This is a genomic window from Rhizobium rosettiformans, from assembly GCF_016806065.1.
Taxonomy (GTDB): domain Bacteria; phylum Pseudomonadota; class Alphaproteobacteria; order Rhizobiales; family Rhizobiaceae; genus Allorhizobium.
Map to the genome: position 1 here is coordinate 1889507 of NZ_CP032405.1, position 12607 is coordinate 1902113.

12 protein-coding genes, 1 tRNA gene and 1 riboswitch are annotated in these 12607 nt (G+C 62.0%); of the genes, 7 read left to right on the forward strand and 6 right to left on the reverse strand.

What is annotated here, in order from left to right:
* Positions 1–43 precede the first annotated feature (43 nt).
* Entirely contained in the window at positions 44–757 is a 714-nt protein-coding gene (gene phoU / locus D4A92_RS09050; protein ID WP_203019402.1) for a phosphate signaling complex protein PhoU, read from the forward strand.
* A gap of 25 nt (positions 758–782) precedes the next feature.
* Positions 783–1466 carry a phosphate regulon transcriptional regulator PhoB gene (phoB, locus tag D4A92_RS09055; protein ID WP_006727960.1) on the forward strand — a complete coding sequence of 228 codons (684 nt, stop codon included), beginning with the start codon at positions 783–785 and terminating at the stop codon, positions 1464–1466.
* Positions 1467–1593: 127 nt separating this feature from the next.
* On the opposite strand, the gene D4A92_RS09060 is transcribed toward phoB, so the two are convergent.
* Positions 1594–2139: a GcrA family cell cycle regulator gene (locus tag D4A92_RS09060; protein WP_203019404.1), complete on the reverse strand. Its 546-nt coding sequence runs from the start codon at positions 2137–2139 to the stop codon at positions 1594–1596.
* Between the two features lie 436 nt (positions 2140–2575).
* Between D4A92_RS09060 and D4A92_RS09065 the strand changes: the two genes are divergently transcribed.
* The 3 genes from D4A92_RS09065 to D4A92_RS09075 all read left to right on the forward strand — a co-directional run bounded on the left by D4A92_RS09065 (position 2576) and on the right by D4A92_RS09075 (position 5820).
* On the forward strand, positions 2576–3778 hold the full coding sequence (locus tag D4A92_RS09065; protein WP_203019406.1) for an aspartate aminotransferase family protein: 1203 nt from the start codon (positions 2576–2578) through the stop codon (positions 3776–3778).
* Positions 3779–3793: 15 nt separating this feature from the next.
* The gene (gene argF, locus D4A92_RS09070; protein WP_203019408.1) at positions 3794–4711 is read left to right on the forward strand and encodes an ornithine carbamoyltransferase; all 918 of its coding nucleotides are present in this window, start codon (positions 3794–3796) and stop codon (positions 4709–4711) included.
* Between the two features lie 119 nt (positions 4712–4830).
* Positions 4831–5820: an Hsp33 family molecular chaperone gene (locus D4A92_RS09075; protein WP_203019410.1), complete on the forward strand. Its 990-nt coding sequence runs from the start codon at positions 4831–4833 to the stop codon at positions 5818–5820.
* 80 nt (positions 5821–5900) lie between these two features.
* On the opposite strand, the gene D4A92_RS09080 is transcribed toward D4A92_RS09075, so the two are convergent.
* The 3 genes from D4A92_RS09080 to D4A92_RS09090 all read right to left on the reverse strand — a co-directional run bounded on the left by D4A92_RS09080 (position 5901) and on the right by D4A92_RS09090 (position 8686).
* On the reverse strand, positions 5901–6845 hold the full coding sequence (locus D4A92_RS09080; RefSeq protein WP_203019412.1) for an MYG1 family protein: 945 nt from the start codon (positions 6843–6845) through the stop codon (positions 5901–5903).
* A 79-nt stretch (positions 6846–6924) separates the two neighbouring features.
* The gene (gene apaG, locus D4A92_RS09085; RefSeq protein ID WP_006727954.1) at positions 6925–7317 is read right to left on the reverse strand and encodes a Co2+/Mg2+ efflux protein ApaG; all 393 of its coding nucleotides are present in this window, start codon (positions 7315–7317) and stop codon (positions 6925–6927) included.
* A 190-nt stretch (positions 7318–7507) separates the two neighbouring features.
* Entirely contained in the window at positions 7508–8686 is a 1179-nt protein-coding gene (locus D4A92_RS09090) for an O-succinylhomoserine sulfhydrylase (RefSeq protein WP_203019413.1), read from the reverse strand.
* Between the two features lie 45 nt (positions 8687–8731).
* A riboswitch (SAM riboswitch) is annotated at positions 8732–8810 on the reverse strand.
* Positions 8811–8883: 73 nt separating this feature from the next.
* Here D4A92_RS09090 and D4A92_RS09095 point away from each other — a divergent pair.
* Both D4A92_RS09095 and D4A92_RS09100 read left to right on the forward strand, forming a co-directional pair.
* Positions 8884–9981, forward strand: a complete 1098-nt coding sequence (locus D4A92_RS09095) for a 2'-deoxycytidine 5'-triphosphate deaminase (protein ID WP_203019414.1) — start codon at positions 8884–8886, stop codon at positions 9979–9981.
* 60 nt (positions 9982–10041) lie between these two features.
* Positions 10042–10115, forward strand: a tRNA-Gly gene (locus tag D4A92_RS09100).
* Between the two features lie 11 nt (positions 10116–10126).
* Here D4A92_RS09100 and D4A92_RS09105 read toward each other — a convergent pair.
* Positions 10127–10678, reverse strand: a complete 552-nt coding sequence (locus D4A92_RS09105; protein WP_203019415.1) for an NADPH-dependent FMN reductase — start codon at positions 10676–10678, stop codon at positions 10127–10129.
* A 62-nt stretch (positions 10679–10740) separates the two neighbouring features.
* The gene (locus D4A92_RS09110) at positions 10741–12552 is read right to left on the reverse strand and encodes a glycosyltransferase family 2 protein (RefSeq protein ID WP_246754051.1); all 1812 of its coding nucleotides are present in this window, start codon (positions 12550–12552) and stop codon (positions 10741–10743) included.
* Positions 12553–12607 lie beyond the last annotated feature (55 nt).

A 12607-nucleotide genomic window follows, 5' to 3' on the forward strand; every position in this document is an offset into this window, starting at 1 on the left:
CGGGCACCATCCTCGGTTGAACTCAATTTCAAGGACGTTTCAAATGGGCTCCACACACATCTACTCGGCCTTCGACGAGGAACTGAAGTTCCTGATGCGCCGTATTTCCGAAATGGGCGGTCTGGCGGAACAGATGGTCGCCGAAAGCGTGCGCGCGCTGGTCAATTCCGACGCTGCCCTCGCTCAGAAGGTGATCTCCGACGACGTGCTCATGGATGCCATGGAGCGCGAGATCGGCGACAAGGCAGTCATCACCATCGCAAAGCGCCAGCCGGTCGCCTCGGATCTTCGCGAAATCATCGGTGCGCTGCGTATCGCGGCCGATCTCGAGCGCGTCGGTGACCTCGGTAAGAGCAACTCCAAGCGTGTCGTCGCCGTTCAGGCAACCGGCGTTCCGCGCAAGCTCGCTCGTGGCCTGGAGCACCTTTCGGACCTGGCTCTTGCCCAGCTCAAGGAAGTGCTCGACGTCTACACGACCCGTTCGGCTGAAAAGGCTAAGTCCATCCGTGACCGCGACGAGGAGATCGATGCGATCTACACCTCGCTCTTCCGCGAACTCCTGACCTATATGATGGAAGACCCGCGCAACATCACGAGCTGCACCCATCTCTTGTTCTGCGCCAAGAACATCGAGCGCATCGGCGATCACGCGACCAACATCGCCGAGACCATCTACTACATGGCCACCGGCGCCCAGCCGGAAGGCGAGCGCCCGAAGGAAGACCTGACCTCTTCCGTCGGCGCGATCACCGAGTGACGATGGCCAGCGAGGTTGATGATCAATGCAGCCGAAGATTGCCGTAGTCGAAGACGAGGAGGCCCTTTCGGTCCTCCTGCGTTACAATCTCGAAGCCGAGGGTTATGAGGTCGAAACGATCCTGCGGGGCGACGAAGCCGAGATCCGGCTTCAGGAGCGCGTGCCCGATCTCCTGATCCTGGACTGGATGCTTCCGGGCGTCTCCGGCATCGAACTGTGCCGCCGTTTGCGCGTGCGACCCGAGACCGAGCGTCTGCCGATCATCATGCTGACGGCGCGCGGCGAGGAAAGCGAGCGCGTGCGTGGTCTGGCGACAGGTGCCGACGACTATGTCGTCAAGCCCTTCTCTACCCCGGAACTGATGGCTCGCGTTAAGGCCATGTTGCGGCGTGCCAAGCCCGAAGTCCTGTCCAGCGTCCTGCGCTGCGGCGACATCGAGCTTGATCGCGAGACGCATCGGGTGCATCGCAAGAGCCGCGAGGTTCGTCTCGGGCCGACCGAGTTCCGCCTTCTGGAGTTCCTGATGGCGTCGCCTGGCCGGGTCTTCTCTCGCTCGCAGCTTCTCGACGGTGTCTGGGGCCACGACATCTATGTCGACGAACGTACGGTCGACGTGCATGTCGGTCGCCTGCGCAAGGCGCTCAACTTCTCCAACATGCAGGATGTCATCCGCACCGTTCGCGGTGCCGGCTATTCGATGGAAGCCTGACCGGCCGAACCCATCATGCATCAAGGGCCGCGCGGATTGTCCGTTGCGGCCCTTTTCCATGGGCGACAGGCGGTAACGAAAAACGGGCCCCGAAGGACCCGTCTAAAACTCCAAGCTTCGCTTGATATCAGCGAGCGGCCTTGCGGCGTTCGCTGACAGGCTGATAGGCGAGCTTCGCGTGATAGGTACAGTAAGGTGCGCTATCGGCGATTTCGCAGCCGCAGAAGTGGAAATCGTCCTTCATCGGATCGCCGATTGGCCACTTGCAGGTGCGCTCGGTCAGCTCGGTGAGGGCGAGACGTCGCGAGATCGGCACGACCACGTTCAGCGGACGGCGAACTTCGGCTTCCTCGTAAGCCTCGACCTCGATCTCTTCCTTCAGCATTGTCGCGCCAGCTGCACGGGTCACGGTTCGCGTGGTCGCCGTCGCCGCAGGCCGGTTCTGGAAGGTCGCCGGACGCTGCGTCTGCGCCGGACGTTTCGCCGGGCGTGCCGCAGTCGAGCTGCCGCCTGCCTTGGCCCGACCCGGAAGGTTCAGTCGGTGTACCTTGCCGATAACGGCATTTCGGCTCACGCCGCCGAGCTGTGCCGCAATCTGGCTTGCGCTGAGGCCTTCGGCCCACAGTCGCTTCAGTCTTTCGACCCTGTCGTCACTCCATTGCGCAGTCGTCATGCCACTTCTCTCCGCCGCTCGCGTCTGTCATGGCAGAATCCGTCACCCCTGCTTCGAACGAATTCGAAACATAACCGCCTCGTTACTGTCGGTGAGCACTTCCGCCGCATGCAATCTATTAATGAAATTTAACCTAGTGGCACGCTGACTCCGTGACAAGAGTCGGGGGAATCATCTGGAATCGATTTTCCGGTTTTCCCCAACTTGCTTCCCGAGTGAGTCAAGTATGCAACAGGTGGAATCTTGTCGCGCACGCGTCTGGGGCGAGGCGACCAAATCCGCGTCTACTCCTGCGATTCCTGTGGAATTCGTTGACATTGCAGGGTGAAATGCCGATAGTGCCCGCGCCGCCGCGAGGCGGCATTTTTAATTTTCTGAGGCCTCGAGAGGCCGCTCCGTCTCGTGTGACGGATTGTCGAGAAGGATCGTGACAGCCATGGCCGAAGCTACGCCGCTCTACCAGACCTACAATCGGGCGCCGCTGCGTTTCGAGCGAGGCGAGGGCGTCTGGCTCGTGACCGAAAGTGGTGAACGCTATCTCGATTTCGCAGCCGGTGTCGCCGTCACCTCGGTCGGCCATGGCCATCCCCATGTCGTTGGCGCGTTGAAGGATCAGGCCGACAAGGTCTGGCACCTCTCCAACCTCTATGAGGTGCCGGGGCAGGAAGTGCTGGCCAAGCGTCTGACCGATGTCACCTTCGCCGACCGTGTCTTCTTCACCAATTCGGGCGCTGAAGCCCTCGAATGTGCGATCAAGACGGCGCGTCGCTATCACTTTGCCAAGGGGCATCCGGAGAAATTCCACATCATCACGATGGAAGGCGCCTTCCACGGCCGCACCATCGCGACAATCGCTGCCGGCGGCCAGGAGAAGTATCTGGAAGGCTTCGGTCCCAAGGCCCCGGGTTTCGATCAGGTGCCGTTTGGCGACATCGAAGCCGTCAAGGCGGCAATCACCGACGCAACGGCTGGGATCCTGGTCGAGCCGGTGCAGGGCGAGGGCGGTATTCGTCCGATCCCGGTGGAGATGCTGCGCGCCTTGCGTGATCTCTGCGACGAACACGGCTTGCTGTTGATCCTCGACGAAGTCCAGTGCGGCGTCGGTCGGACTGGAAAGCTCTTTGCCCATGAATGGGCTGGCATCACGCCCGACCTCATGGCGGTTGCCAAGGGTATTGGCGGCGGTTTCCCGCTCGGCGCCTGCCTGGCGACCGAAGAAGCTGCCTATGGCATGAAGCCAGGTACGCATGGCTCGACCTATGGCGGCAATCCGCTCGCCATGGCCGTCGGAAATGCCGTTCTCGATGTCGTGCTCGGCGAGGGTTTCCTCGACAATGTTCGCGATACAGCCCTCGTCTTCCGCCAGGGCCTTGCCTCGCTGAAGGATCGTTACCCAGATGTGATCGAGGAAGTGCGCGGCGAAGGCCTGATGCTCGGCATCAAGGCCAAGGTGCCGAACACCGAGCTTCTGATGGCAATGCGCGACGAGCACCTGCTCGGCGTTCCCGCCGGCGACAATGTCATTCGTCTCCTGCCGCCGTTGACGGTAACCGCCGAAGAAGCTCGCGACGGTCTCGCCCGCATCGAACACGCCGCAGAGCGCATTCGCGCCAAGACGGCAGTGGCAGCGACAGCCTAAGACAGGACCTCATTCATGGCATCTCCGAAGCACTTTCTCGATCTCTCCGCGACCACGGCAGAGGATCTTCGCAGCATTCTCGAAGACGCGAAGACCCGCAAGCAGGCGACCAAAGCCGGCACCGCCGACAAGCCGCTGGCCGGAAAGATGCTGGCGATGATTTTTGAGAAGCCGTCTACCCGGACGCGCGTTTCCTTCGATGTCGGCATGCGCCAGCTCGGTGGCGAGACCTTGTTCCTGTCGGGCACGGAAATGCAGCTCGGTCGCGCTGAGACCATTGGCGACACCGCCAAGGTTCTGTCGCGTTATGTCGACGCTATCATGATCCGCACGACCGACCATGCCCGTCTCCTGGAGATGGCCGAGCATGCGACGGTTCCTGTTATCAACGCCCTGACGGATCTCACCCATCCCTGCCAGATCATGGCAGACATCATGACCATCGAGGAGCATCGTGGCCCCGTGACGGGCAAGACGCTCGCCTGGACCGGCGACGGCAACAATGTCCTGCATTCGCTGGTCGAAGGGGCAGCCCGTTTCGGCTACCGGATGAACATGGCCGTGCCGCTGGGCTCTGAGCCCGATGACAAGATCCTGAACTGGGCCCGGAACAATGGCGGCGAGATCATGCTTTGCCATGATGCCGATCGTGCGGTCGCCGGCGTTGACGCCGTGATCACGGATACCTGGGTGTCGATGAACCAGGAGCACAAGGCACGTGGCCATAACGTCTTCCAGCCTTTCCAGGTGAATGCGGAACTGATGAAGAAAGCGAAGGAGGAGGCCCTCTTCCTGCACTGCCTGCCGGCCCATCGCGGCGAAGAAGTCACCGACGAGGTGATCGACGGCGCGCAGTCGGTGGTCTTCGACGAGGCCGAAAACCGCCTGCATGCGCAGAAGTCGATCCTCGCCTGGTGCCTCGGCGCGATCTGAGGCCGGGCAGGGGCTTTGGCGCCCGACTTGACCTTTGGCATGGGTGATCCCATCTGTGCCGTTTCTGATCGGGCCGCTCGGGCCCAGCGTTTGGCGCTTCAAGCGCCGGGAGTACATTCATGTCGATGAGACAAGCAGAACTCGGCGAATTCGGTTTCGCCGGTGACGATCGCGTGGTTCCCTTCCAGGTGGAGGGCCTCGATGTGCGCGGCCGTGCCGTCCAGCTCGGACCGTTGATCAATTCCATTCTCGACCGCCACGACTATCCGGCGCCGGTCGCGCGGCTTCTCGCCGAAGCCATCGTCCTGACCGTGCTGATCGGCACATCGCTGAAGTTCGAGGGCAAGTTCACGGTCCAGACCAAGGGCAATGGCCCGGTCGACCTGCTGGTTGCCGATTTCAGCTCGCCTGAAAACGTGCGCGCCTATGCCCGCTTCGACGAGCAGGCGGTGGCCGATGCCGTTGCGGCCGGCCGCGCCTCGCCCGAGGAGCTTCTCGGCGAGGGCGTGCTTGCCTTCACCATCGATCAGGGATCCTTCATGCAGCCCTATCAGGGTATTGTGCCGCTCGACGGAACGTCGCTGGAGGACATTGCCGGTGTCTATTTCCGCCAGTCGGAACAGATCCCGACGCGCGTTCGCCTGGGGGCGGCCGAACTCTTCGATCGGGATGCCGACGGCAAGCCACGTCGCACATGGCGGGCAGGTGGTCTCATCGCGCAGTTCCTGCCGGATGCGCCGGAGCGGATGCGCCAGCCGGATCTGCATGGCGGCGACGGCGACGACCGCGATGCCGATCTGCACGGCGACGATGCCTGGGATGAGGCTCGCGTTCTGGTCGAGACGATCGATGCCGACGAACTGACCGATCCGCAGGTAGGTATCGAGCGGCTGCTGTTCCGCCTCTTCCACGAGCGGGGTGTGCGGGCTTACGAACCACAGGCGGTTTACGACCGCTGCAGTTGCTCACGCGAGCGCCTGAAGGGAGTTCTCCAGGGCTTTTCTGCCGAAGAGATCGAGGCGAGCACCGAAGACGGTACGATCACCGTGACCTGCGAATTCTGCTCGACCAATTATGATTTCGAGCCGAGCGAACTCACGCCGGCTTGATCGATCGGAATGCTGAAAATGGTTAAGGCCGGAGCGATCCGGCCTTTTCTGTAATTGAATGTAGCAAGCGCCCGGAGGATTTACGGATCCGATGATGCCGGGTGACCGCCGATCGCCTCCTTGACTGCGATTTCCGCCATGGCGAGGATCGCGTCACGCGAATTTGCCGCCGCGATGAAGCGGCCGTTGTGACAGAAGGTGGCGCCCTTTACACCGCAAGCAGCCTCCAGATCGCCATTGCTCAAACCCGCCCAGGCAGCGGGTAGGTCCGCGCGCTGCTCGAAACTGCCTTCCGCCTTGCGGATTCCGGTGATGCACCAGTCCTTGTCGCGTGGATGAACGACGAAGAGCAGTTGGTCGGCGCCTGCCTTGACGATGGCCGGGCGGAACGGCATGCCCATCGGCAATTCGAGGACGCGAGCGTCCCCTGTTGCTGCGATCGCTTCCAGCACCATCGTCTCGGCGCGCAGCTTCGCCGCCCGCTGGCCGATGGCAGCTTCAACGATCATCCGTGCAATCGAAAAGGCGGACTGGAAGCCGCGATCGTCGGCTCCGGGCTCCTTGTTGTCGAAAACAGGCTTCAGCGTTTCGAGCAGGCTCGGCAGGGTGAGATCGGCCAGTGGCCCGGCCGTTGCCGGGCTGAGCGCGCCATTGTCCATCAGGTCGATGGGCAGAACGAACTTCGCATCGAAGCTCTGGTGGACCGCCTCGACATGAGCGCTAGGGAGACCCATGGCTGCAAGATAGGCGCGCCCGTAATGCCTCCAGATGAGCCCGAAGGAGCTGTAGGGCTGTCCATCGTCGCGAAGCGGTGCGCCGCGCTGATGATGGTCGAAGATCTGCGCTTCGGCATCATAGGCGCCGCCGACATCATAGATGATCCGGTCGGATGCCGGAGTGATCCAGTCCGGCGCGCGACTGCGCACGATCGTCGCATCGGGATAGAGCCGTGTCAGGATCACGCTCGACAAGAGTTCGTCGGCATGGAAGCCACCACTATGGGTGACGAGATGGGTAATGCTCATGCCGGTTTAGCCCTCTGGATGGCGTCGCGATCGATGCCATCAGATAGCGGCTGGGGCCGGTCAACTCAACTGGCAATCGTCAATTGAGGGTGCGGACCATGCCTGGGCTGTCGAGGGAAAAGGCAGGTATTTCGACGTCGAAGGTCTCTCCGTCGTCGGTTTCCATCCGGTAGGTGCCATACATCATGCCCGAGGGCGTATCGAGCGGGCAGCCGGAAGAATATTCGTAAGTGTCGCCGGGATCGAGGCGCGGCTGCTCGCCCACTACGCCCGGGCCGCTCACCTCATCCACCTGACCGTTCTGGTCGGTGATGTGCCAGTAGCGATGGGTCAACCGCACAGGTTTGCCCGAGTGATTGGATATCACGATCCGGTAACCCCAGACATAGCGACTGTCATCGGGGTCCGACTGTTCCTCGAGATAGTAAGGTTCGACCAGAACCTCTATGTCCCGTGTCAGCGCGCGATACATGCCTGGACCCTGAAAAGCTTGTCATCAACAGTGATAGAGATGGCGCTCATTGTGGCGGCAGCAAGGGCGACACACAAACACCGTGCCTTTTGAAGGGATAACGACGCAACTCCTTACGTCAAGGGCAATGCTCCAGCCGCAACGCCTGTCGCGGCTGAAATATTTGCGTTGCTGAGCGCGTGTCTGGCGCTCAGATGGCCTTGAGCGCCCGTGCGAAGTCGTCCAGCAGGTCCTGGGTATCCTCGATCCCGCAGGAGAAGCGAACCGTGCCCCCGGAGATGCCGAGTTCGGCGCGTGCTTCGTCGGTCAGGTTTTTGTGGGTCGTGGTTGCCGGATGGGTGATCAGGCTCTTTGCATCGCCGAGATTGTTGGAGATCTTGACGATCTCCATGGCGTTCTGCAGCTTGAATGCCGCTTCTTTGCCACCCTTCAGCTCGAAGCAGACCAGCGTCGAACCGCCCGTCATCTGCTTGGCGATGATGTCGGCCTGCGGATGGTCCTTGCGGCCTGGATAGATGACCTTGGCAACGGCACTCTGGTCCGCCAGGAAATCGGCAATCGCTGCCGCACTCGTCGTCTGCTGCTTCACCCGCAACGGCAGCGTTTCCATGCCCTTTAAGAGCGTCCAGGCATTGAACGGCGACATGGCAGGGCCGGTATGGCGGAAATAGTCGTGCAGGTTCTCGTTGATCCATTCCTTCGACGACAAGACGACGCCACCGAGGCAGCGGCCCTGACCGTCGATATGCTTGGTCGCCGAATAGACGACGACATGCGCGCCGAGTTCGAGCGGCTTCTGGAAGAGGGGGGTCGCAAAGACGTTGTCGACGATCAGCTTCGCGCCGATCTGATCGGCGAGCTTGGCGACGCCTGCGACGTCGATCACTTCGAGCGTCGGATTGGTCGGGCTTTCCAGGAACAGCACCTTGGTGTTCGGCCGGATCGCCGCTTCCCAGTTGGCAAGGTCACGACCATCGACCAGCGTGCATTCCACGCCGTAGCGGGGCGCCAGCGTCTCGACGACATAGCGGCAGGAGCCGAACAGGGCGCGTGCGGCCACGATATGGTCGCCGGCCTTGACCTGGCAGAGCACGGCAGCAGCAACGGCCGCCATGCCCGACGCCATCGCACGCGCATCCTCGGCGCCTTCCATCATGCACATGCGCTTTTCGAACATGTCATTGGTCGGGCTGCCATAGCGGGCGTAGATATAGCCGTCGTTCTCGCCCTTGAAGCGGGCTTCTGCCGCTTCCGAGCTTTCATAGACGAAGCCCTGGGTGAGGAAGATCGCTTCAGACGTCTCGCCATAAGGAGAGCGCAGCGTGCCGCCATGGACGAGGGTGGTGGCCGGGCGCCAGTTCTTGCTCATGCACGTGCCTTTCGAACACAAAAAAACCGGTCGCGTGAACGGACCGGTTTCGTAAACCCGGTCTATTTAGCCACTTGTTTAACGTGGCTGCAAGCCGACCGGCCAAATCACCACGGGATAAGGCTGCCTTACGCCTTCGTGGGCCTTGCGTCAATTGGTGGGCTTTGGTTTTGTCGGGCCCAAACAGGATTGAGATCATGACCTTGAAACCCGGGATTTTGTCCGATCGCGCGATCGGCGCCTTGTTCGGTGGCGGCCAGCTGAAGAGCGAGGTCATGCTCGACAAGGACCAGATCCAGCCGGCGAGCCTCGACCTGCGCTTGGGCGGCAAGGCGATCCGTGTGCGAGCCAGCTTCATGCCGGGGCGCGGCCACACCGTTGCCGAAAAGCTGGAGCGGCTCACCCTGCACGAGATCGATCTCGAAAACGGAGCGGTGCTCGAAACCGGCTGCGTCTACATCGTGCCCCTGATGGAGAGCCTCGATCTGCCCGCGGAGATCTCGGCGTCTGCCAATCCGAAGAGCTCGACCGGCCGCCTAGACATCTTCACCCGCGTAATGGTGGATTACGCCCAGGAATTCGACAAGGTGCCGGCCGGCTACAAGGGCCAGCTCTACCTCGAAATCTCGCCGCGCACCTTCCCAATCATCGTGCGTCGTGGATCGCGCCTGTCGCAGATCCGCTTCCGCACCGGACAGGCGCTGCTCGGCGAGGCCGAACTCTTCGACCTGCACAAGGCCGAGACGCTGGTTGCCAGCGACACGCCGAATGTCTCCGGTGGCGGGATTGCGCTGTCGATCGACCTGACTGGCTCCGGCCCGGACGGTCTGATTGGCTATCGCGGCAAGCACCACACCTCGGTCATCGACGTCGATCGGAAGGCTGCCCATGATGTGCTCGATTTCTGGGACCCGATCTACAGCCGCGGCCGCGGCGAGCTGATCCTCGATCCGGACGAGTTCTACATCCTGGTCTCGAACGAGGCCGTCCATGTCCCGCCGCTCTATGCCGCCGAGATGACGCCCTATGACCCCCTCGTCGGCGAATTCCGCGTGCACTATGCCGGCTTCTTCGATCCGGGCTTTGGCCATGCGCCGGCCGGTGGCTCAGGCAGTCGCGCGGTTCTGGAAGTCCGCAGTCACGAAGTGCCTTTCATTCTGGAACACGGCCAGGTCATCGGCCGTCTGGTCTATGAGCACATGCAGGAGAGCCCGGAGGGCCTCTACGGCACGGGGCTCGGCTCCAACTATCAGGCGCAGGGCTTGAAGCTGTCGAAACACTTCCGTTTGCCCTGAGGCAGGCGTCGCTGCCAGCGCTTGACACTGGCAGCGAACTGTTGGATTCCTCTCCCCGTCGCGGGTGTAGCTCAATGGTAGAGCAGCAGCTTCCCAAGCTGAATACGAGGGTTCGATTCCCTTCACCCGCTCCAGACTCTTCTCGCTATTTCCCCGCAAACTTCGCAAACGCTGCTAGCAGGTCGCCGAGCCGCTTTGCCGTCGCTTCGTCCGTCAGCTTGCCCTCGGCATCGAACAGCGTATGCGCCCGCGACACCATCAGCCGCTTCTCTGAAAACGTCCGGCAACCGAGCGTGTGCAGCACCGAGAGCCAGCCGTTCTGGCTGAGCAGCGTCCCGAAATTTCCAGGCGACGCGCCGACGAGCGCAAAGGCCTTTCCACCGAAGACTCGAGCCATGTCAGACGACGGACGCGACAGCCAGTCGATTGCGTTCTTGAACGCGCCGGGGATGCCGTTGTTGTATTCGGGCGTGAACAGGATGACGCCATCGGCGGAAATGATCTTCTCTTTCAGAGCCGCCACAGCTGCTGGGATGCCCTCGGCTTCCTCGAGATCGCCGTCATAAAGCGGTATGCCGTGAATGCCGGCTGTATCCATCCGGTAACCGTCTGCCGGCAAGGCTGCGGCGGCTTGCATCAGAGCCGTGTTGAGCGAGCCCTTGCGCAGGCTTCCCGAAATGCCGAGCAGTGCCACCATGATCCTCGTCTCCCGGTTGGATGCGTTGCTTCGACACTAATGTGCGACCGGGTTTGGAGCAATCACTCGGACGCCTGCAAAACCGCTTCGCTTGGCCGATGCGGTGTCTTGTTCCAGTGGAACGGCTTCAGCCTCAGTTCGATCACGGCCTTCCATGCCGCAAGCGACACGGCCATCCAGTAAACCGGGATCATCGCCCATTTCCAGCCGACGCCCTCCTTTTCGCCCTTGCTCATCGGCGTTGCGCCAAGCACGAAAAAGATCGCGTAGCTCCCGAGGATGTTGAAGATGTCCATGGCGAGCATGATCGTCGTGAAGAGGCTCGGCTGCGCAGCCGGGGCCTGCATCAGCGAGATCACCAGAAATGTGAGGAAGACGATTAGGCCGGGGTGGCTGAGCGCTGCAATCAGCATGCCGCCGACCAGCAGCTGAAAGGCGAGGAAGGATAAAAATCCCATGTCGCGCGCAGTTTGCAGGGGCTTGCGCATCAGCACCAGCCAGGTTTGCAGCCATCCCTTGTACCAGCGGGTCCGTTGCGCGAGCCAGATCCGGAACTCTGTCGGCGCATCCTCATGAGTTGGCAGCGTGAGGGTCGAGGAGCGATACCCCATTCTGTAGAGGCGCATGCCGAGATCGGCATCCTCGGTGACGTTGTAGGGATCCCAGCCGCCGCTGTCTCTGAGGAGGGCGGTTTTGAAATGGTTGGAGGTGCCACCAAGCGGCAGCGGCATACGATAATAGCCGAGGGCCGGCAGCAGTCTGCGGAACAGCGCCGAATATTCGAGCGCGAAAATGGCGCTGATCCAACTTTCGCCAGCATTGCCGATCACCAGCGGCGCCTGCAGGCAGGCGAGATCGGCCGGACCGAGCCGGAAGGCGTGATAGGCTTCCTTCAACTGCTGCGGATGTGGCCGATCCTCGGCATCGTAGATGGTGAGGAACTCGCCGCGTGCGCCAGCCAGTGCATAGGTGAGGGCCTTGGGCTTGGTGCGCGGCGCCATGGCCGGCACGGCCACCACCTCGACATGCGGACCGGGATTCAACTGGCGGATCGCCTCGATCGTCGCGTGATCATCGGCCTCGCAAACTAGCTTCACATCCAGGAGGCTACGCGGCCAGTCGAGCCCATCGAGGGCGGCGAGCAGTTGCGGAACCACATCGGCCTCCCGGTAAAGCGCCACCATGACCGTGTAAACCGGCAGAACATCGCTGCCATATTCGAGCTTTGCTTCTAAGACCCGGTGGCGTCGCCCATGCGAGACGACGGCCATGCGCAGCATGAGAGCTGCCGTATGAAAGAGGGAGAGCGCAAGGTGGCTGATGACGGCGGCGAGCATCGGCGCCATGATCGCAAAGAGACAGATCAGACAGAGCCCGGCGCCGGCGATGAAGCCTTGGTCCCCGGTCACCACGAGCCGCGCCGAAAGCGGCTGCAGCGTGTCGAACAGACCGCGCACGGCCTGGCCCACGCGTCTGCTCTCCCCGACCTTCCAGCTGGCATGCCGGATGGCGCTCGGTGTCGTGACGATGAGGGTGCCCGCGCCCGGTCCGTTCCGACCGAAGCGTTTTGCGAGACCCTCCATGTTGAGGATGTGCGGAGCAATCGCCACGACCGGCGGCCGGTCGCTGTAGTGGAGCCGCAGCATGCGCGGCTCGGCGAGCTGGGTGTCGCTATACGCATGATCCACAAGCAGCGAAGGGTCGATCTCCGGCAGGAACGGCAAGCCGTACATCCGCGCCAGACCCGCAAAATAGGCCTCTTCCTCGATGACGCCACTGGCGAGCAGTTCGGCCTCGACGGAGGTCCCGTTGGCGGCTGCGCGTTTTGCCATGCGGGCAATCAGCGGCTTGGAAATGCCGAGTATATGGAGCAAGCGCGCTTCGCTTTTCAGCCAGGCCAAACTTCCCACGTCGGCCGCGCCTACCGCG